Origin of the sequence: Sinisalibacter aestuarii, assembly GCF_027923545.1 — a bacterium.
GTDB lineage: Bacteria > Pseudomonadota > Alphaproteobacteria > Rhodobacterales > Rhodobacteraceae > Sinisalibacter > Sinisalibacter aestuarii.
Map to the genome: position 1 here is coordinate 203,968 of NZ_BROH01000005.1, position 19,815 is coordinate 223,782.

The following is a 19,815-nucleotide window of genomic DNA, read 5'->3' on the forward strand; positions in this document are numbered from 1 at the left end:
GATCGCGGTATTCAGCGACAAACCGCCGGTGCGATCAGGCCGCGCCATCGGCGCGCGCCGCCTCCCAGGCCAGCAGCGCACGCTTGACCGGCAGCCCCCAGTGATAGCCGCCCAGCCCCCCCGATTTGCGCAAGGCCCGATGGCAGGGAATGAGCCACGAAACCGGGTTGCGCCCCACCGCCGTACCCACAGCGCGCACCGCCCTGGGCCGGCCTACGGCGCCGGCGATCTCGGAATAGGTGGTGACATGGCCGGAGGGGATGGTGATCAGCGCCTCCCAGACCTTGATCTGGAACGGTGCGCCGATCATGTGCAGCCGCGCCTCGCCCTTCTGATCGAAGGCCGCCATCACCTCGCCCCGCATCGACATCGGGTCTTCCACGAAGGTGGCGTTGGGCCAGCGCGAGAGCATGTCTTCCATCGCGGCCTCGGGCCCGGTTTCCTCGGCGAAGGCAAGGCCGCAGATGCCCCGGTCGGTCGCCATCACCAGCGCGAGGCCGAAGGGGCTGTCGAACCAGCCCCAGCGGATGGTCAGCCCTTCGCCGCGCCGGGCGAACTCGCCGGGGCTCATCGCCTCCCAGCGCAGGAACAGATCGTGCAGCCGCCCCGAGCCGGACAGGCCCACCGCATCCGCCGTTTCCAGCGTGGTGAAATGCTGCGCGAGCAGGGCCTTGGCATGGTCGAGCGTGAGATATTGCTGATAACGCTTCGGACTGACCCCGACCCAGGACGAAAACAACCGCTGAAAATGCGCCGGACTCATCCCCACCTCGGCCGCCAGCGCATCGAGCGACAGGCCGGAACCGGCGGCGTCGATCGCCTCGATGGCGCGGCGAATCACCTGATAATGGTAGCGGCCCTCGGGCGTGGACATGTCGGCAGCATTCATCTCGATCTCCTTTGCAGGCGAAATTAGGCCGCGTGGAGCGGGGTGGCGACCCGATTCCTGCGCATTTCCCGCCGCCACGCGGCAATCTGCACCGCCCTGGCCTGCCCTTCGCGCTTGCCTCGGCCTAAGAAAATTCGCACAACCCCCCTCATGGCCAAGCAAATGGACTACAAAACGATCCGCGAGATCTTCCGCCGCTTTCACGAGGCCGAGCCGGAGCCGAAAGGCGAGCTCAACCACGTGAACGCCTATACGCTCGTCGTGGCCGTCGCGCTTTCGGCGCAGGCCACGGATGCGGGTGTGAACAAGGCCACGGCAAAGCTGTTCGAGATCGCCGACAGCCCCGAAAAGATGCTCGCCCTCGGCCTCGACGGGCTGACCGAGCATATCAAGACCATCGGGCTGTTTCGCCAAAAGGCGAAGAACGTCATCAGGCTGAGCCAGATTCTCGTCGACGAATATGGCGGCGAGGTGCCCAATTCGCGCGCCGCGCTTCAGGGCCTGCCCGGCGTCGGCCGCAAGACCGCCAATGTGGTGCTCAACATGTGGTGGCGCTATCCGGCGCAGGCGGTGGACACCCATATCTTCCGCGTCGGCAACCGCACCGGCATTGCCGTCGGCAAGGACGTGAACGCCGTCGAGCGCGCCATCGAAGACAATGTGCCGGTGGATTACGCGCTGCACGCCCATCACTGGCTGATCCTGCACGGGCGCTACATCTGCGTGGCGCGCAAACCCAAATGCGGCGCCTGCCTGATCCGCGATCTGTGCCAATTCGAGGAGAAGACCCTGTGACCAAACGCTTCCGGCTGGTCGGCATCGGCAATGCGATGGTCGATGTGCTGAGCCATTGCGACGACGCTTTTCTTACAGCGAACGGTATCGAGAAAGGCATCATGCAGCTCACCGACATGGCGCGCGGCGTAGAGCTTTACGACCGGATCGGCCCGGCGACGGAGATGTCGGGCGGCTCGGCGGCCAACACCATCGCGGGCTTCGCCCATCTCGGCGGTAAGGCGGCCTATGTCGGCAAGGTGAAGGACGATCAGCTTGGCCGGATCTTCGCCCACGATCTGCGCGCGCAGGGCGTCACCTACGAGGTGCCGCTGGCCGACCGGCGCCATGAGCACGAGACCGGACGCTGCATCATCCTCGTCACCCCCGATGGCGAGCGCAGCATGAACACCTATCTCGGCGTCACCGAGCACCTCGCGCCTTCGGATATCGACGAGGCGACGATGGCCGATGCCGAGTGGATCTTTCTCGAAGGCTACCGATTCGACGGGCCGGAAAGCCACGAAGCCTTCGCCAAGGCGATCGCGGCAGCCAAGGGCGCAGGCGGCAAGGTGGCGCTCACCCTCTCGGACCCGTTCTGCATCGACCGCCACCATCAGGCCTTCGCCCGGATGATCCGCGACGATGTGGACATGCTCTTCGCCAACCGCGCCGAGATCATGGCGATGTATGACACCGATTTCGACAAAGCCCTCACCGCTGCCGCGCAACAGGTGGACACGGTGGTCTGCACCGAGAGCGAGCATGGCGTTCATATCGTCTCGGGCGGCACCCGCATCCACTGCCCCGCCGTGCCCACCAGGGTGGTCGACGCTACAGGCGCCGGCGATCTGTTCGCCGGAGCCTTTCTCTGGGGCTATGTCGAAGGCCATGACCTTGAGACCTGCGGCATGATGGGTAATATCGCGGCAAGCGAGGTTATCTCGCATCTCGGCGCGCGCGTCGAAGCCGACCTGAAAGCGCGGTTTCGTGCCTTCGGCCTGAAGATCTAGATCGGCTCCGCCAGCGGCGCGACCCGGTGGCGCGGCGGCTGGAAGGCGATCGCACCGGTGGTGAAGGTGGCGTAATCGCACGTCAGTTCCTCGCCCGCCCGGATCTGCCGCGCCGCCACGCCGCGCAGCGGATCGGTCAGATCGACATTGGGCAGCGCCGCATGGTTCATGAACCGCCCCTCGTCGCAATCGAGCACGACCATGTCGGGGTCGGTCGGGTGATCATAGGTGTAGCGTTCGAGGAATTCGCGGAAATGGGCCGGGACGGTCGCGAGGTCATCGCGGAAATAACTGGTGTCGAACCGCGAATCGTAAAGCCAGACCAGACTGCCCTGACGGATATCGACATGGGTGAAAACCCCAAGGCCCTCGATGGCCGACGGGGCGAGATAGCAGCGCACCATCATCATGTGCGGAGATCCTTGCTATCCGGTCCGCCCTGCCCGGCGTTGATCCAGCGGGCAAGCCCGGCGCCGGGCGGCGGCGCGACATGAAGCTAGAACGCGGATTGAGGCGCGCTGCAATTGGAATGTGTGATGAAACGCAAACGTGATCGTCGCGGCGCGGCACGGCGGGTGGCCGCAGATATAAACAGATGCTTGCCGCCGAGGATCTCGGTGGGAAATCATCGTTGTAATTCAAGGTGATGATAAGGCTTCCGGTTTTCCGGTTTTCCGGTTTTCCGGTTTTCCGGTTTTCCGGTGAACGGCGCCTCACAGCCCATTGTTTATCAATGACTTTTTACACCCACATACCGCGCCGCCGCGCCTGCCCACGCTGCGCCCAGCGGTGCATTACACCGCCGCCGGCGGCGCGGGTTTCCACCAGGTCGAACCGGCGCCTTCAACGCCCCGGTCCCGTCAGACGCCTGGCACGCCGATCCAGCCAAGCCCGTCCTCGGTGCGGCCCGCCGGGTTGTATTCGCCCGAAACCCAGCCGGCATAGCCCCCGGCATCGAGCCGCGCGAAGAAGGCGGGATAGTCCACCTCACCCGGCCCCGGCTCATGCCGCCCCGGCAGCCCGCCCACCTGGATATGCCGGGCGCGGTGGCCATGAGCCTCCCAAGCGGCCATGCCGTCGCCGGTGATCATCTGGGCGTGATACATGTCGAATTGCAGCCCGAGATTGGCCGCGCCCACCTCGTCGAGCACCTCCGCCGCAAGATCGAAATCGTTGAGGAAATAGCCTGGCATATCCACCGGGTTGATCGGCTCGATGGTCAGGCTCATGCCCGGCGCCTACGCCGCCGCCCAGGCGAGGTTGTCGATATAGCTGCGCCGCGCCACCAGCCCCTGCGCCTTGCCCGCCATGATGTGCAGATGCCCCGCCCCGAGCGCCTCGGCAAAGCGCAGCGCCCGGCGGAAATCGTGGCGAAACCGCTCTGTGCCGCCGGGCATGGCGGCAAAGCCCCGCTCGCCGCCCGCCCAGTTCGGCGGCGGCGCGTTGATCAGCACCATGGCGAGCCCGTTGGCCCGCAGCCGCCGGGTGATCTCGCCCGCCGCATCGTCATAGGGAAACAGCACCTCAACACCGGCAAACCCCGCCTCTGCGGCGGCTTCGAACCGGTCGAGAAAGGGCAATTCGCGAAACAGGAAGGTAAGATTGGCGGCGAATTTGGGCATGACGGCAGGGGTGTCAGAAAGCGGCGCGCAGAGCAAGCGGCGTCAGCCGGGCAGCTCATCGGCAGGGATCACCGGGAAAAACACGCCGTGCGACCAGAGGCCGAACCACTCCACACCGTCCCGCACCTCACGCGCCCCCAGCTCCACCAGCCGGAAAAAGCTCTTGCGGTCGATCAGCGCTTCCAGCCCCGCGCGCACCATCACATAGGGCGATGGCTCCCCGGTTTCGCCGTCGCGCACCACCCGGATCGGGTGGTCCGGCCCGGCCGTCACCGTCTCGCCGACATTGGTGGTGAAGGCAAGCGCCTGCGCCGCGCCCGCGCCCGTCGCCTCCACGTCAACCGCCACGAAGGGCGCATCGTCCACGGTAATGCCCACCTTCTCGACCGGCGTGACCAGAAAGTAATCGTCGCCCTCACGTTTCAGGATCGAGGCGAAGAGCTTCACCAGTTCCGCCCGCCCGATCGGGGTGCCGAGATAGAACCAGGTGCCGTCGCGGGCGATGCGGATATCGAGCGCGCCGCAATAAGGCGGGTTCCACAGATGCACCGGCGCCGGCCCCTTGTTCACTGCCCGGCGGGCGGCGCTGGCCAGGCTGTCGGCGCTCGGCGCGGGATTTCCGCCGCTTGTCGGTTTTGTCATTTGTGCCTCGCGCTCATCCGTCCTTTAATGGCCCCGAGTATGAAAGGGAGCCTGCCGATGAACAAGCCTGAGACCCTCGTTGCCGAGATCGAGGCGCTTGGCGAGACACTCGCCCGCGCCCGCGAGATGGTGGCACGCCGGATCATCGGCCAGGACGATGTGGTGGAACTCACGCTCTCGGCGCTGCTGGCGGGCGGCCATGCGCTGCTGATCGGCCTGCCCGGCCTCGGCAAGACCCGGCTGGTCGATACGCTCGGCACGGTGATGGGGCTCGACGCGGGCCGCATCCAGTTCACCCCCGATCTGATGCCCGCCGACATCATCGGCTCGGAAGTGCTGGAAGAGGGCAAGGATGGCAGCCGCGCCTTCCGCTTCCTGCCCGGCCCGATCTTCTGCCAGCTTCTGCTCGCCGACGAGATCAACCGCGCCAGCCCCCGCACCCAGTCGGCACTCTTGCAGGCGATGCAGGAGCATGAGGTGACGGTGGCGGGCGAGGCGCACCGCCTCGATGCCCCCTTCCACGTGCTCGCCACCCAGAACCCGCTGGAGCAGGAGGGCACCTATCCGCTGCCCGAGGCCCAGCTCGACCGGTTCCTGCTGCAGATCGACGTGAACTATCCCGACCGCGCCGCCGAGCGCGATATCCTGATGGCCACCACCGGCGCCGACGAAGCGCAGGCCGAGCCGGTCTTCACCGGACCCGAATTGATCGCCGCGCAGGCGCTCCTGCGCCGGATGCCGGTGGGCGAAGCGGTGGTCGAGATGATCCTCGACCTCGTGCGCGCCTGCCGCCCGGATGACGAGACCGCCCGCGATTTCGTGCGCGACGCCGTCGCCTGGGGCCCCGGCCCGCGCGCGGCGCAGGCGCTGATGCTGCTGGTGCGCGCCCGCGCCCTGCTCGATGGCCGCCTCGCCCCCGGCCCCGGCGATGTGCGCGCGCTGGCCCGCCCGGTGCTGATCCACCGCATGGCGCTCGGCTACGCCGCCCGCGCCCGGGGCGACAGTCTCGCCGGGCTGATCGACCGGGTGGTTGGCGGCCTCGCCCCCGCCAGGGAGGCCGCCGCCTGACCGTCATGCCCCGCGCGCCCCTTTCATCTTGCCCGAAATATCCCAGGGGGTCTGGGGGACAGCGTCCCCCAGCCTGGCCGATATGACCGCCCTTCGCCCCCGCGCCGAGGCGCTGGCCGAGCCGCTTCCGCCGCTTCTCGCCCGCGCCCGCCACCTCGCCGCCGGCGTGGTGCTGGGCGAGCATGGCCGCCGCCGCCCGGGCCTGGGCGATGCGTTCTGGCAGTTCCGCCCCGCCCGCCCCGGCGATCCGGCCCGCGCGATCGACTGGCGCCGTTCGGCGCGGTCCGACCAGCATTTCGTGCAGGAGAAGGAATGGCAGGCGGCGCAGGCGGTGGTGTTCTGGGTCGACCGGGCCGCCTCGATGCGCTTCGCCTCGGCGAAGAACGGCGAGACCAAGGCCGGGCGCGCCGCGCTGATCGCGCTCTCCACCTCGGTATTGCTGGTTCAGGGCGGCGAGCGGATCGGGCTGACCGAAAGCCCGGCGCCGCCCGCGCGCGGGGCCTTGCAACTCGAACGGGTCGCCGCTGCGCTGGCCGATCCGGCGATGCAGGATTACGGTGCGCCGGAAACCGCCACGCTGCCGCGCCATTCGCGCGCGGTGTTCCTGTCGGATTTTCTGGGGCCGCTGGAGCCGGTCGAGGCCGCCCTCGCGACCGCCGCCGACCGGGGGGTGACCGGCGCGCTCCTGCAGGTGCTCGACCCGGCGGAAGAGGCCTTTCCCTATGACGGGCGCACGCTGTTTCACTCGGTCGGCGGCAGCCTCGAATACGAGACCCGGCAGGCGGGCGATCTGAAGGCGCGCTATCTCGACAGGCTGGCGGAGCGCAAGGCGCGGCTGGCCGAACTCGCCCACCGCACCGGCTGGCAATATCACCTGCACCATACCGGCGACGCGCCCACCTCGGCGCTTCTGTGGCTCTACCGGGCGCTGGAGGGGCGGATCTGATGTTCACCCTCGGCCCCCTCGGCTTCACCGCCCCATGGCTGCTGCTCGCCCTCGCCGCGCTGCCGGTGCTGTGGTGGCTCCTGCGCGCCGTGCCGCCCGCGCCGGTGCGCCGGGCCTTTCCCGGCATAACTCTGCTTCTCGGCCTCGACGACAAGGATCAGGAGGCCGAGCGCACGCCGTGGTGGCTGCTTCTCCTGCGCCTGCTCGCAGTGGCCGCGATGATCCTCGGCTTTGCCGGGCCGGTGCTGAACCCCGAGCCGCGCAGTCCGGGCACCGGGCCGCTCGTGGTGCTGATCGACGATGGCTGGGCCGCCGCGCCCGACTGGCGCGCGCGGATGGAGGCCGCCGCGCGCAGCCTGCGTGCCGCCGAAGCCGCCGGGCGCACCGCCGCGCTCATCCGCGCCTCCGAACCGCCGCAACCCGGCCCCCTTGGCCTGCGCGCGGCGGGCGACGTGGCCGCCGGGCTGGCCGGGCTGGAGCCCCGGCCCTGGGCGCTCAGCCACGAGGCGGCGCGCGACTGGGCCGCCACGCTGGAACCGGGAGCGGAAACCGTCTGGCTCTCCGACGGGCTCGCCACACCGGCGCGCGAAGCGCTTGCGCGCACCCTCGCCGGTCTCGGCCCGCTCACCGTGCTGGAACCGCCGCTGCCACGCCTCGGCCTGCGCCCGGCCCGGATCGAGGGCGGACTGGTCGAGGTGACGGCGCTGCGCTCGATCGCAGGCCCGGCGCAGGAAATCACCATCACCGGCATCGGCCCCGACCCGTCCGGCGTCGAGCGCGAACTGGTGCGCGCCACGCTCGGCTTCGAGGCCGGGGCCACCGAGATCCGCCAGGAGCTGTCGCTGCCGCCCGAACTGCGCAACCGGATCGCGCGGTTCACCATCGCCGGCCACCGCGCGGCGGGGGCGGTGACGCTGGCCGACGATTCGCTGCGCCGGCGCAAGATCGCGCTGATCGAGGCAAGCGCGGGCCGTGAGGGGCTGGAACTGCTCTCGCCGCTGCACTACCTGCGCGAAGCCCTCGCCCCCACGGCGGAGGTGATGGAAGGCCCGCTCACCGACCTGATCGCCGCGTCGCCCGATGCGGTGGTGCTGGCCGATGTCGCCACCCTCGCGCCGCCCGATGCGCAAGCGCTGGAAACCTGGGTGGCCGAGGGCGGGCTGCTCCTGCGCTTTGCCGGTCCGCGCCTTGCCGCCGCCGATACCGGGCGCGGCGAAGACGATCCGCTCTTGCCGGTGCGGCTGCGGGTCGGCGGGCGCACGGTGGGGGGCGCGATGAGCTGGGGCGCGCCGCAAAGCCTCGCCCCCTTCTCCGAAAGCTCGCCCTTCTACGGCCTCGCCATCCCGGCGGATGTGACCGTGACGAGCCAGGTGCTCGCCGAGCCGGGGCCGGACCTTGCCGGGCGTACCATCGCCGCGCTGGCCGACGGCACGCCGCTCGTCACCCGCAAACCGCTGGGCGACGGGCAGATCGTGCTCGTCCACACCTCGGCCAATGCCGAATGGTCCACCCTGCCGCTCTCGGGCCTCTTCGTGCAGATGCTCGAACGCCTCGCCGTGTCCACCCGCGCCGGCACGCCCGACCGGGGCGAATTGGCGGGCACCGTCTGGCAGGCCGATGCGCTGCTCGACGGCTTTGGCCAGCTCGGCGAGGCGGGCGACCGGCCCGGCACGCCCGGCGAGCGGCTGACCGGGGCACCCGGCCCCGACCTGCCGCCGGGGCTCTACCGCGCCGAGGCCCGGCTGGTCGCGGTGAACGTGCTTGGCCCGGAAGCGGAGCTGACCCCGGCCAGCTGGCCCATCGGCATTGCCCCCACCTGGCAGGGCGAGGCGGGCGAACAAGACCTCACCGGCCCGGTTCTGCTGGCCGCCCTCATCCTCATCGCGCTCGACGTGCTCGCCGCGCTGGCGCTCTCGGGCCGGCTCGCGCGCGGGCTGAAGGCGGGCGGCGCGGCGGCCATCGCGCTTGGCCTCTTCACCCTCGCCCCGGGCGATCTGCGCGCGCAGGACGAGCCGGATACCGCCACGCTGGCCGCCGCGCTCAACGTCACCCTTGCCTATGTGGCCACCGGCGATGCCGGGCTCGATTCCGTCTCGCGCGCCGGGCTTCAGGGCCTGTCGACCCAGATCCGCCTGCGCTCCTCGGTCGAACCCTCGCCGCCGGTGGGCGTGGATCTCGAACGCGATGAGCTGTCCGTCTATCCGCTGATCTACTGGCCGGTGACCGAGACGCAGGCCACACCGTCCGATGCGGCCTATGCCCGGCTCAACGCCTATCTGCGGGCGGGCGGGATGATCCTGTTCGACACCCGCGATGCCGATGTGGCGGGCTTCGGCTCCGGCGCCACCGCCGAGGCGGCCCGCCTGCGCGCGCTGGCCCGCCCGCTCGACATTCCGGCGCTGGAGCCGGTGCCGGAAGACCATGTGCTCACCCGCACCTTCTATTTGCTGAACGAGTTTCCGGGCCGCCATACCGGCCCCGAAGTCTGGGTCGAGGCGGCGCCGCCCGATGCCGAGCGCGCCGAGGGGATGCCGTTTCGCAATCTCAATGACGGGGTCACGCCGGTGGTGATCGGCGGCAATGACTGGGCCGCGGGCTGGGCGGTGAATGACAGCGGCCTGCCGATGTTCCCGGTCGGGCGCGGGCTGGCGGGCGAGCGCCAGCGCGAACTGTCTTACCGTTTCGGGATGAACCTGGTGATGCATGTGCTCACCGGCAATTACAAATCCGACCAGGTCCATGTGCCCGCCCTGCTCGAAAGGCTGGGGCAATGAGCGCGGCCTCCCTCATCTTCGCACCGCTCTTTCCCTGGCCGGTGCTCTGGGCCGCGGCGGGGGTGATCGCGTTCCTGATCGCGCTCGGGGCCTGGCGCGGGCTGAAAGGCTGGCCGCTGCGCGCGCTCGGGGCGCTGGCGTTGCTGGTGGCGCTGGCAGGGCCGTCGCTGCAAACCGAGGAGCGCGCGCCGCTGGGCGATATCCTGCTGGCGGTGGTGGACGAAAGCGCCTCGCAGGGGCTTTCGGACCGGGCCGCGCAGACCGAGGCCGCGCTGGCGGCACTGGAACGCGAGGCCGCCGGCAAGGGGCTCGATCTGCGCGTCACCCGGCTTGGCGACGGCGAAGACGACCGTGGCACGCTGGCGATGACGGCGCTGTCCGAGGCGCTGGCGGATGTGCCGCGCGACCGGGTGGCGGGGATGGTGCTGATCTCCGACGGGCAGGTTCATGACCTTGAAGCCGCCCCCGATCTGCCCGCCCCGCTCCACCTGCTGCAAACCGGGCGCGAGGCCGACTGGGACCGGCGCATCGCGCTGACCACCGCCCCCGCCTTTGCCATTATCGGCGAAGAGCAGATCATCCAGCTTCGGGTGGAAGACCTTGGCGCCGCCCCGGACGCAACGACGGTGCGGATGGAAATCTCGGTCGATGGCGATACGCCCTCGGTGCACGAGGTGCCGGTGGGGCGCGACCTGGGCCTGCCGATCACGCTCAGCCATGGCGGCCCGAACGTGGTGCAGGTCACCACCCCGATGGCCGAGGGCGAGCTGACCGACCGCAACAACACCGTTGTCGTCTCGGTCAATGGCGTGCGCGACAGGCTGTCGGTGCTGCTCGTCACCGGCCTGCCCCATCCCGGCACCCGGACCTGGCGCAACCTGCTGAAATCCGACAGTGCGGTGGATCTCGTGCATTTCACCATCCTGCGCCCGCCCGACAAGCAGGACGGCGTGCCGGTGACCGAGCTGTCGCTCATCGCCTTCCCGACGCAGGAATTGTTCATGGAAAAGATCGACGAGTTCGATCTGATCATCTTCGACCGCTATATGCTGCGCGGCATCCTGCCCGCCTCCTATCTCGGCTCGGTGCGCGACTATGTGCGCCGGGGCGGCGCGGTGCTGGTGGCGGCGGGGCCGGATTACGCCTCGGTCGAGAGCCTTGCGCGCTCGCCCTTGGGCGAGGTGCTGCCCGGTCTGCCCACCTCGCGCCTGATCGACGCACCCTATTCCCCCGCCGTCACCGAGCTGGGTGCGCGCCACCCGGTGACGCGCGGGCTGGAGGCGTTTGCCCCCGAAGGCGGCTGGGGCCGCTGGATGCGGCAGGTGGAGGTGGACGTGCCGCAGGGCAACGGCATGGTGGTGATGTCGGGCGCGGACGACGCGCCGCTTCTGATGCTCGACCGGGTCGAGGCGGGCCGTGTGGCCCTTCTCGCCTCTGACCATGCCTGGCTCTGGAGCCGGGGCTTCGAGGGCGGCGGACCTCAGCTCGAACTGCTGCGCCGCCTCGCCCACTGGATGATGCGCGAGCCGGAGCTGGAGGAAGAAGCGCTGACCGCCACCGCGCAGGGCGCGACCATCGCGATCACGCGGCGCACTCTCGGCACCGGCGCACGCGACGTGCTGGTCACCGGCCCCGATGGCAGCGAGACCATCGTGCCCCTTCGCGAAGACGCGCCGGGCCTGTATCGCGCCGAGATGGACGCGCCCGCGATGGGGCTTTACCGGCTCAGCGAGGGCGATGCAGAGGCGGTGGTGGGCGTCGGCCCCGCCAGCCCGAAGGAATTCGAGAACACCATTGCCTCCGCCTCCGTGCTCGACCCCGTGATCGCCCCCATGGGCGGCGGCGCGCTGGCGCTTGAGGATGGCGTGCCGGGCCTGCGCGCGGTGCGGCCAGGCCGGGCCGCATCGGGCCGTGGCTGGATCGGCTACACCCCGCGCGATGCCTATGTGGTCGAGGCGCTGAGCATCACCCCGCTGGCGCCGGCCTGGCTTATGCTGCTCATCGCCGCCGGGCTGGCGGTGCTGGGCTGGCTGGTGGAAGGACGGCGGCGGCGGGCGTAAGGCGGCGCAGGCCGGGCCGCTACCCGTCGTCGGGCATCAGCAGCGCGGCGCGGGATTGCGAGGCGAATTCGCGCCGCCAGAGCACCACCAGCGTGACGGCAGTCGCCCCGGCCAGCGCCAGCGGCCCGGCGAGCCAGGCCAGCGCCGCCATCGCGAAATAAACCGAGCGCAGCCCCCGGTTGAAGCTGCGCGCGGCGGTGATGTTGATCTCGGCGGCCTTGGCCGCGCGGGGCAGCGCCGCCGGATCTTCCGGCTCGTTCGGCACCGAGGCCATGACCACGGCGCAATAGCCGAACAGACGGTGCGACCAGACGAATTTGAGAAACGCGCTGACGAGGAGGAGCATGGACAGCACCAGCTTCACCTCCCACACGTAATCCGGCGCGGCGCTCTGGCCGAGATCGCGGGCGAGCCCGGCAAGCCGCGTCGGGTCGCCCATCAGCGCCAGCCCGCCGCCGATGGCGATCATCGTGGCGGAGGCGAAAAAGCTGGTGCCCTCGCGCAGCGTCGCCAGCACCGAACTGTCGAAGATGCGCGGCTGGCGGGTGACCATCTGTACCATCCAGTCGCGCCGGTATTGCGCCACGATCCGGCTCACTGACGGCCGCGCGGCGGTGGGGTGCTCGATGCGCCAGCCAATCCAGCCCCAGCCGATCAGCAACAGGGCGACGGCGCCGCCATCGGCCGCGGAGAACGGGGCGAGGAGGCCGGCAAGCGTCATCGGGCGGGTTCCTGTCCGAGTTCCGCATCGAGGAAGCGCTCGAAGGCGTCGAGGTCGAGCTCTTCGAACTGGCCGAAGGCCTGCATCCAGACGCTCGCATCCTTGAGCGCATCCGGCTCCAGCTTGCACCATTTCACCCGGCCGCGCTTTTCCTGGCTGATCAGCCCGGCGCGGGTGAGGATGGCGAGGTGTTTCGACACCGCCGCGAGCGACATCTCGAACGGTTCGGCCACGTCGGTGACGGCCATGTCATCCTCCAGAAGCATGGTCAGGATCGCGCGCCGGGTCGGGTCGGCGAGGGCGGCGAAGACGAGGTCGAGACGTGTGTCCATGCCCGAGCGATAGGCAGACGCGCGGCAATCGTCAACCGATCGGTTGAATATGGGCGTAGGGGCGGAAGCCACCCGCGGCCCGGCTGCAGCGGACTCTCGAATCTTGGAAAATAACGTAGTTTCAATGGCTTGGGGACGGTCATGTTGGCGCTAAACCCCGTTGACTCATGGGCCGCCGCCGCATAGCAACGAGCCAGGCTCATGAGGGGGCAATTTTGCCGTGGCTGACCCGCTGAACGACCTTCCCCAGCACCGCTTGCGGGCGCTTGAGGAGAGGCTGGCAAAGGCGAAGGATGCCGGGGAAGAGATCTCCCACATGAAGAAGGATTATGCCCAGGCGAACCTCGCCTGGCGGATGGTCATCGAGCTTGTGGCCGGTCTCGGGATCGGCTTCGGCATTGGATACGGGCTGGATTACGTCTTCGGGACGATGCCCCTGTTCCTGGTGATCTTCATTTTCCTCGGCCTCGCGGCGGGTGTGAAAACCATGCTGGCGTCGGCCAAGGAGATCGAGAAGCAACAGGCGGCGAAAGCGGCCTTGGACGAGGAAGAAAGACGTGGCGACTGAAGCGCATGGCGAAGAAACCGGCGGCCTGGTGTTCCACCCGCTTGACCAGTTCATCGTGAAGCCCCTCTTTGGCGGCGAAGGCCCGATTCACTGGTACACGATCACCAACGTGACGCTCTGGCTCGCGCTCGCCGTGCTGGCGATCATCGCGCTCTTCATCTTCGGCACCCGCGGCCGCGCCGTGGTGCCCTCGCGCTCGCAATCGGTGGCGGAAGTGCTCTACGGCTTCACCTACAAGATGGTGGAAGACGTGGCCGGCAAGGATGCGGTGAAGTTCTTCCCCTATATCTTCACGCTGTTCATGTTCATCCTGGTGTCGAACTATCTCGGCCTGCTGCCGATGTCGTTTGCCACCACCTCGCATATCGCCGTGACGGCGGTGCTGGCGCTGGCGGTGTTCCTCACCGTCACCATCGTCGGTTTCGTCAAGAACGGCGTCGGGTTCCTCAGCCTGTTCTGGGTCTCGTCGGCGCCACTGGTGCTGCGCCCGATCCTGGCGATCATCGAGCTCATTTCCTACTTCGTGCGCCCGGTCAGCCACAGCATTCGTCTTGGCGGCAACATCATGGCGGGCCACGCGGTGATGAAAGTGTTTGCGGGCTTCGCGGCGATCGCCGCCGTCAGCCCGATCGCGGTTCTGTCGATCACCGCCATCTACGGGCTGGAAATGCTCGTGGCCGGTGTCCAGGCCTACGTGTTCACCATCCTGACCGTCGTCTATCTGAAAGACGCGCTGCACCCGGCGCACTGAGGACGGTTACTCAAGATCAACGCAATTCCATCGTAAGGAGAGAAATCATGGAAGGCGATATCGCACAACTCGGTCAATTCATCGGTGCCGGCCTCGCGGGCATCGGCTCGGGCGCTGCCGCCATCGGCGTGGGCCATGTGGCCGGCAACTTCCTCGCGGGCGCCCTGCGCAACCCCTCGGCCGCCGGCGGCCAGACCGCGACCCTCTTCATCGGCATCGCCTTCGCGGAAGCCCTCGGGATCTTCTCGTTCCTGATCGCGCTTCTGCTGATGTTCGCCGTCTGATCCTCGCGAGCCCTATCCTTACGACCGGGCCGGGGCGGATGCCGCCCCGCCCGCTGTAATCCGGGTTCCAGGAGGACACCATGGCAAGCGGAACTGAACAAACCGCCACCGATGCGGCGCATGGTGCGGCCGACATGGCCCACGAAGCCGGCGGCGCCGGCATGCCGCAGCTGGATTTCGGGACCTTCCCGAACCAGATTTTCTGGCTCGTCGTCGCCCTCGTCGTGATCTTCTTCGTGCTCAGCCGCGTGGCTCTGCCGCGCATCGCCAGCGTGCTGGCCGAGCGCCAGGGCACGATCACCAACGATATCGCGGCAGCCGAAGAGCTGAAGCAAAAGGCCGTCGAGGCCGAAGACGCCTACAATCAGGCGCTCGCCGAAGCCCGTGCCGAGGCGCAGAAGATCGCCGCCGAAGCCAAGGCCGAAATTCAGGCCGAACTCGACAAGGCCACCGCGGTGGCCGAAGCCGAGATTTCGGCCAAGGCCGCCGAGTCGGAAAAGGCGATTGCCGATATCCGCGCCGGCGCTGTCGAGAGCGTGAAAGCCGTCGCCAAGGATGCCACCAAGGACATTCTCGGCGCCTTCGGCACCAAGGCCGACGCCAAGTCGATCACCGCGGCCGTCACCGCGCGGATGAAAGGGTAAGATCATGAAGCAACTTCTGACCTTCGCCCTCATCCTCGCCGCCAGCCCGGCGCTGGCCGCCTCGGGGCCGTTCTTCTCGCTTCACAACACGAACTTCATCGTGTTGCTCGCCTTCATCGTCTTTATCGGCGTGCTGATCTACTTCAAGGTGCCCGGCATGGTCGGCGGGATGCTCGACCGCCGTGCCGAAGAGATCAAGGCCGAGCTGGAAGAGGCTCGCGCATTGCGCGAAGAGGCGCAGACCATCCTGGCCTCCTACGAGCGCAAGCAGAAAGACGTGGCCGCCCAGGCCGACCTGATCGTCGAGCACGCCAAGCGCGACGCGGTGGAAGCCGCGGAAGTGGCAAAGGCGGACCTCAAGGCCACCATCGCCCGCCGCCTGGCTGCCGCCGAGGACCAGATCAAATCGGCCGAAGCCGCCGCCGTGAAGGAGGTGCGCGACACCGCCGTCACCGTGGCCGTGGGCGCAGCGCGCGACCTTATCGCCAAGCAGATGACGGCTGCCGATGGCAACAAGCTCATCGAAGACGCGATCAAGGATGTCGAAGCGAAACTGCACTGACGTTTCGGGACAGTGATGCGAAAGGCCCGGGGGCATGTCCTCCGGGCCTTTTCTATTTTGCCGGCCGCTCCGGCAAACGGATCGGCGCGTGGCACGGCGGGACGGGGTTATCGTCTTGTTCGCCGCGGCACCGGAAATCTGGAAATCCGGATAAGTGGAGATGCCGCAGACGGATAACACCCTGACGATAAATAGGAATCCCCGGCGTCTGGTGCCCGCGTCACCGGACCGTTAAGGGAAGCTGGCCGGTATCCCGGTCTTCACTTATCCGGATAAGTGGAGATTGAGCGGCGGGTAAACCCTTGTGGCAAAACACAATTCGTCAGTGCCCCTGCCCGCAGCAACAACCTGTTAACCAAGCGCCCCAGGGTCGGCGGCCATCTCCACTTATCCGGATAAGTGGAGATCGGAAGCCCCGCTAATCCCTTACACATAAGGAAATCCCGCAGCACCCGACACCCACGTCAAAACCCTGATAACCAAGCGTAGCCAGCCCTAGCCTTCATGCTTCAGCAGCAGCACCACCGCCGCCAGCGTCAGGCCGACGCCCAGCAGCACCGTCGCTCCCGGCAGACCATGGCCAAAGGCCAGCTCCCACAGGATCACCCAGCCCGGCGTGAGGTAGGTATAGGCCATCACCTTGGCCCCCGCGAGGCGCATCGAGGCGAAGTTCAGGAGCACGAAGGTGATCGACATCGCGCCGAGCGAGAGATAGGCGAGCGCAATCCAGACGATCGGCGGCAAGGCGGCAAAATCGGTCGCCCGGATATCGTTCCAGCCGTAGATCGTCAGCGCCAGCGCGCCCGCCGAGAGCACCAGGAAGGACGAGGTCACCGCCGCTTCGCCCCGGTTCACCTTGCGCGCCAGCGGCACGTAGAGTGCATGGGCGATGCAGCCGAGGAAATAGAGCCACTCGCCACGCCCGACATCGAAGGCGAGAAGCGCGCCGAGATCGCCGCGGAAAATCACCCAGAGCGCCCCGGCCGCACCGATACCGAGCGCGCCGGCGATCCGCAGCGTGGTCCGCTGGGCAAGCAGGATGAAGGAAAAGCCCGCCGTCATGATCGGCATCAGCGTCATCACCGCCGAGGCCGAGACCGGCGGGGCGGTTTTCAGCCCCTCGAACATCATCACGAAGTAAAAGGCAAAGGTGGTGCCGAGCACGACATAGCGCCAGGGCGCGCGCAGATCGGCGCCGCGCAGCTTGCCGGTGGCGATGGCGACCACGCCGACGATCATCGCCGCCAGGGCAAAGCGCATCGCCTGCAACACCACCGACGAGATTTCGTTCGCCATCAGCCCGCCAAAGCTGAACGACCCGGCCACCAGCGCCGAGAAGGCCAGCATGGCGAGGTGCCCCCTGACAGCATCCGCGCCGCCGTATCGGCTCATGCAAAGGCCTCCTTGATGTGCCGGGTCAGGGCCTGCACCTTGGCCGAGCGGTGCAAATCCACATGGGTGACGAGCCAGAACCTGGCGGCCCATTCCGGACGCGGCGGCGCAATCTGCACAAGCCCCGCCGCCTCGTCGACCGCCAGGAAGCCCAGCGCCATTCCGGCGCGTACCGCATCCTCCAGCGCACCGTCTTCGTCGGCACGGAACACGATCCGCTCCCGGGCGACATTGGCCAGCGTCCAGCGCATCAGCGGCGAGGCGGATGTGTCGTCATCGGGGCCAACGAAATCGTGGCCGGCAAAGTCGCCCTCCGGATGGCCGCGCCGGGCGATATAATCGGGTGCGGCATAGAGCGCGTGTTGGATCTCGGCGATCGGCTGAACCACATTGTCGGGCTCCTCCGGCGGCCGACCCGCCCGGATCGCCACATGGGCCTCGCCATATTCGAGCCGGAACAGCCGCCGCCCGGTGCGCAGGCGCAGCCGTACCTTGGGGTGCATGGCCTGAAAGCTGGCGAGCACCGGCACGATGCGCGGGCCAAGGCTTGCCAGCGTCGTCACCACCAGTTCTCCCTGCACCTCGGCGCCCTGCCCCGTCAGCCGCGCCGCGAGCTGGGCGAACTGATCGTCGGTCGCGCTGGCCACCCGGGCCAGCTCCTCGCCCGCCTCGGTGGGGGTGTAGCCGCGCGCATGGCGCTGAAACAGCTTCACCCCGAGCCGCGCTTCGAGCGCATCGACATGGCGGATCACCGTCGCATGGTGCACGCCCAGCGCCGCCGCCGCGCCCGACACGGTGCCGTGCTGCGCAACCGCGTAGGCGGTGCGTAATTCGTCCCAATGGTCCATCGCCGCCCCCGGTGCGCTGGTGAACATATGCGGGGCTAAAGGATCAGATCGTGTGCCCCGGCACAAGGGGGGCAGCGATAGCCCGAACGGCCCGCGCACCCTTCCCCGCCCTGCGGCGCGGCGCTATGCTCGCGCCATGAAGGTCACCACCGATACGCCCGATCTGCTGATCGTCGAAGACCGGCCCCTGCTGATCGGGATCATGCTCAGCCTGTTCATCCTTGTCTTCGTCGGCGTCGGGCTGTCGGTTACCCTGTCGGGCGAGCCGCTCGGGCTGATCTTCGCCATTGTCGGCGGCGGGCTGGGGCTTTTTGCCTTCTGGGCCTTCGTGCAGCGGGTGCAGGCGGTGTTTCACAAGCCCGGCGCCTGGGTCGAACTGCGCCGGCGCACGATCTTCGGCGGCACGACGGTGCGCCATGCGCTTGACGAGATCGACCGTGCCGAGATCGAGGAAAGCCGGTCCTCCGACAGCGCCAGCACCTACCGGGTGGTGCTGGTGATCGAGGCGGGGCAGAGCCTGGGCCGCCACCCGGTGACGGAGGCCTATTCCAGCGGCGCCGGCCACCACCGTGCCGCCGAGGCGATCAACCGCTGGCTCGACGCCGCGCGCGCAGATGCCAATGAGACGCCCGCAAGCACGGGGCGGGCGCGGTAAGCCTGCCCTGTTCCCCCGCCCCCGTCTGCCGTAGACAGGGGCGACAAGGGAGCACGCCATGCAGTTTTCGATCGCCAGTTTCAACGTGAAGAACCTGATCGGGCCGGACAAGGAATATTACCGGTTCCAGTCCTACACGCCCGAGGAATACGCCTGGAAACGCGACTGGACGGCCGACCAGCTCGTCGATCTCGATGCCGATGTGATCGGGTTTCAGGAGATCTTCGAGGAGGAGGCGCTGGCCGACGTGGTGGCGCTGGCGAGCCGCCGCGCGCGGGCGCTCAACGATGCGGTGATCCCCGACCGGGGCAAGGCCTACCGGCGCAAGGTGATCTTCGACAAGCTCGGCGTGGCGCCCTGGGACGGGGCGGCGCTGGCCTTCGCCCCGAATGCCGCCGATGCCGGCGTGCCGGGCGAACGCCGGCCCGGCGTGGCCGTGCTCTCGCGTCTGGGCTTCGCCGGTGAGCCGGAGATCATCCAGGACCTGCCCGCGCCGCTGACCATTCCGTTCCAGCCGCTGCGCGGGATGGATGGCGCGCTGGACGCGGGCCAGTTCACCCTGCGCCGGCTCTCGCGCCCGATCCTCAAGGTGCGCATCCCGGTGGGCGACCATGTGGTCACGCTGTTCAACTGCCACATGAAATCCAAGCTCGGTGAATTCATCACGCCCGAAGGTGCGGACTACGCCCCCGAGGAGGATCTGACGCGCTACGATCCCGTCGGCCGCGCGCTCGGCAGCCTGCGCGCGGCGGTGCGGCGGATGGCGGAAGCCTGGGTACTGCGGCGCGAGATCGTCGCCGAGCTCGAACGCGGCCACCCGGTGGTGGCGCTCGGCGATTTCAACGATGGCGAACACGCGGTCTCGTCCGAGATCATTTCGGGCGAGCTTCCCTTCCGCAATTACGGCTGGATGCTGCGCCACGATGCCCAGAGTTATTCCGACCGCTACAGCGAGGAAGAGCACATTCTCATCACCGAAAAGGTCGAGCGGATGCGCCTGCATTCGGCCGAGAGCCTGTTCGTGCGCAAATCGTTGCGCGACATGGTCTACACCTCGGCCTTCGGCGGGGTTTACGAAAGCATCGACCAGATCCTGCTCTCGCGCCATTTCGACCCGGATTTCGGGGGTAGGATCGCCGATATGGAATATTTCTCGGTGCTGAACGACCACATCACCGACGGCTCGCACCCGGAAGCGCCCTATAACAAGCTTGCCTCCGATCACGGTCAGATCAAGGCGCATCTGCGGCTGCGGCAGGACTGACCGGCG

At 68.3% G+C, this 19,815-nt stretch carries 20 protein-coding genes and 1 pseudogene; 13 read left to right on the forward strand and 8 right to left on the reverse strand.

Annotated elements, in window-relative coordinates; all coding sequences use genetic code 11:
* Positions 1 to 34: 34 nt before the first annotated feature.
* Positions 35 to 889: a methylated-DNA--[protein]-cysteine S-methyltransferase gene (locus QMG28_RS10630; protein ID WP_281842274.1), complete on the reverse strand. Its 855-nt coding sequence runs from the start codon at positions 887 to 889 to the stop codon at positions 35 to 37.
* Positions 890 to 1,039: 150 nt separating this feature from the next.
* Here QMG28_RS10630 and nth point away from each other — a divergent pair, with 150 nt between their 5' ends.
* Both nth and QMG28_RS10640 read left to right on the forward strand, forming a co-directional pair.
* The gene (gene nth, locus QMG28_RS10635) at positions 1,040 to 1,684 is read left to right on the forward strand and encodes an endonuclease III (RefSeq protein WP_281842275.1); all 645 of its coding nucleotides are present in this window, start codon (positions 1,040 to 1,042) and stop codon (positions 1,682 to 1,684) included.
* Between the two features lie 35 nt (positions 1,685 to 1,719).
* Complete coding sequence (locus QMG28_RS10640; protein WP_281842313.1) at positions 1,720 to 2,676, forward strand: adenosine kinase; 957 nt, start codon at positions 1,720 to 1,722, stop codon at positions 2,674 to 2,676.
* Here the strand turns inward: QMG28_RS10640 and QMG28_RS10645 are convergent.
* The 3 genes and pseudogenes from QMG28_RS10645 to QMG28_RS10655 form a co-directional block, all read right to left on the reverse strand.
* Positions 2,673 to 3,086, reverse strand: coding sequence for an SET domain-containing protein (locus tag QMG28_RS10645; RefSeq protein WP_281842276.1), 414 nt, complete (start codon positions 3,084 to 3,086; stop codon positions 2,673 to 2,675). The genes QMG28_RS10640 and QMG28_RS10645 overlap by 4 nt on opposite strands.
* Before the next feature lie 450 nt (positions 3,087 to 3,536).
* Positions 3,537 to 4,298, reverse strand: a pseudogene (locus tag QMG28_RS10650) (hydroxypyruvate isomerase family protein).
* A 42-nt stretch (positions 4,299 to 4,340) separates the two neighbouring features.
* Complete coding sequence (locus QMG28_RS10655) at positions 4,341 to 4,940, reverse strand: DUF1285 domain-containing protein (RefSeq protein ID WP_281842277.1); 600 nt, start codon at positions 4,938 to 4,940, stop codon at positions 4,341 to 4,343.
* 57 nt (positions 4,941 to 4,997) lie between these two features.
* On the opposite strand from QMG28_RS10655, the gene QMG28_RS10660 reads away from it, so the two are divergent.
* The 4 genes from QMG28_RS10660 to QMG28_RS10675 all read left to right on the forward strand — a co-directional run bounded on the left by QMG28_RS10660 (position 4,998) and on the right by QMG28_RS10675 (position 11,788).
* Positions 4,998 to 6,008, forward strand: a complete 1,011-nt coding sequence (locus QMG28_RS10660; RefSeq protein ID WP_281842278.1) for an AAA family ATPase — start codon at positions 4,998 to 5,000, stop codon at positions 6,006 to 6,008.
* A gap of 73 nt (positions 6,009 to 6,081) precedes the next feature.
* Positions 6,082 to 6,954: a DUF58 domain-containing protein gene (locus QMG28_RS10665; RefSeq protein WP_281842314.1), complete on the forward strand. Its 873-nt coding sequence runs from the start codon at positions 6,082 to 6,084 to the stop codon at positions 6,952 to 6,954.
* On the forward strand, positions 6,954 to 9,728 hold the full coding sequence (locus QMG28_RS10670; RefSeq protein WP_281842279.1) for a DUF4159 domain-containing protein: 2,775 nt from the start codon (positions 6,954 to 6,956) through the stop codon (positions 9,726 to 9,728). The genes QMG28_RS10665 and QMG28_RS10670 overlap by 1 nt, the downstream gene beginning before the upstream one ends.
* Positions 9,725 to 11,788, forward strand: a complete 2,064-nt coding sequence (locus QMG28_RS10675) for a hypothetical protein (protein ID WP_281842280.1) — start codon at positions 9,725 to 9,727, stop codon at positions 11,786 to 11,788. The genes QMG28_RS10670 and QMG28_RS10675 overlap by 4 nt, the downstream gene beginning before the upstream one ends.
* Before the next feature lie 19 nt (positions 11,789 to 11,807).
* Here the strand turns inward: QMG28_RS10675 and QMG28_RS10680 are convergent, their stop codons facing one another.
* Together QMG28_RS10680 and QMG28_RS10685 are read right to left on the reverse strand one after the other, a co-directional pair.
* A complete protein-coding gene (locus QMG28_RS10680; protein ID WP_281842281.1) occupies positions 11,808 to 12,509 on the reverse strand; it encodes a DUF599 domain-containing protein in 702 nt (233 codons plus the stop codon).
* A complete protein-coding gene (locus QMG28_RS10685) occupies positions 12,506 to 12,841 on the reverse strand; it encodes an ArsR/SmtB family transcription factor (RefSeq protein WP_281842282.1) in 336 nt (111 codons plus the stop codon). The genes QMG28_RS10680 and QMG28_RS10685 overlap by 4 nt, the downstream gene beginning before the upstream one ends.
* A 220-nt stretch (positions 12,842 to 13,061) precedes the next feature.
* On the opposite strand from QMG28_RS10685, the gene QMG28_RS10690 reads away from it, so the two are divergent.
* The 5 genes from QMG28_RS10690 to QMG28_RS10710 all read left to right on the forward strand — a co-directional run bounded on the left by QMG28_RS10690 (position 13,062) and on the right by QMG28_RS10710 (position 15,650).
* Positions 13,062 to 13,409, forward strand: coding sequence for an AtpZ/AtpI family protein (locus tag QMG28_RS10690; protein WP_281842283.1), 348 nt, complete (start codon positions 13,062 to 13,064; stop codon positions 13,407 to 13,409).
* Positions 13,399 to 14,160 carry a F0F1 ATP synthase subunit A gene (locus QMG28_RS10695; RefSeq protein ID WP_281842284.1) on the forward strand — a complete coding sequence of 254 codons (762 nt, stop codon included), beginning with the start codon at positions 13,399 to 13,401 and terminating at the stop codon, positions 14,158 to 14,160. Before QMG28_RS10690 ends, QMG28_RS10695 begins: the two co-directional genes overlap by 11 nt.
* Positions 14,161 to 14,207: 47 nt before the next feature.
* Positions 14,208 to 14,444 (forward strand): F0F1 ATP synthase subunit C, encoded by a 237-nt coding sequence (locus tag QMG28_RS10700; RefSeq protein WP_085526666.1) that lies wholly within the window; start codon positions 14,208 to 14,210, stop codon positions 14,442 to 14,444.
* A gap of 80 nt (positions 14,445 to 14,524) precedes the next feature.
* Positions 14,525 to 15,088 (forward strand): F0F1 ATP synthase subunit B', encoded by a 564-nt coding sequence (locus QMG28_RS10705; protein WP_281842285.1) that lies wholly within the window; start codon positions 14,525 to 14,527, stop codon positions 15,086 to 15,088.
* A 4-nt stretch (positions 15,089 to 15,092) separates the two neighbouring features.
* A complete protein-coding gene (locus QMG28_RS10710; RefSeq protein WP_281842286.1) occupies positions 15,093 to 15,650 on the forward strand; it encodes a F0F1 ATP synthase subunit B in 558 nt (185 codons plus the stop codon).
* A 495-nt stretch (positions 15,651 to 16,145) separates the two neighbouring features.
* On the opposite strand, the gene QMG28_RS10715 is transcribed toward QMG28_RS10710, so the two are convergent.
* Positions 16,146 to 17,042 (reverse strand): DMT family transporter, encoded by an 897-nt coding sequence (locus tag QMG28_RS10715; RefSeq protein WP_281842287.1) that lies wholly within the window; start codon positions 17,040 to 17,042, stop codon positions 16,146 to 16,148.
* Entirely contained in the window at positions 17,039 to 17,890 is an 852-nt protein-coding gene (locus QMG28_RS10720) for a LysR family transcriptional regulator (RefSeq protein ID WP_281842315.1), read from the reverse strand. Before QMG28_RS10720 ends, QMG28_RS10715 begins: the two co-directional genes overlap by 4 nt.
* 136 nt (positions 17,891 to 18,026) lie before the next feature.
* Here QMG28_RS10720 and QMG28_RS10725 point away from each other — a divergent pair, with 136 nt between their 5' ends.
* Both QMG28_RS10725 and QMG28_RS10730 read left to right on the forward strand, forming a co-directional pair.
* On the forward strand, positions 18,027 to 18,545 hold the full coding sequence (locus tag QMG28_RS10725; protein ID WP_281842288.1) for a hypothetical protein: 519 nt from the start codon (positions 18,027 to 18,029) through the stop codon (positions 18,543 to 18,545).
* Positions 18,546 to 18,603: 58 nt separating this feature from the next.
* Positions 18,604 to 19,809 carry an endonuclease/exonuclease/phosphatase family protein gene (locus QMG28_RS10730; RefSeq protein WP_281842289.1) on the forward strand — a complete coding sequence of 402 codons (1,206 nt, stop codon included), beginning with the start codon at positions 18,604 to 18,606 and terminating at the stop codon, positions 19,807 to 19,809.
* Positions 19,810 to 19,815 lie beyond the last annotated feature (6 nt).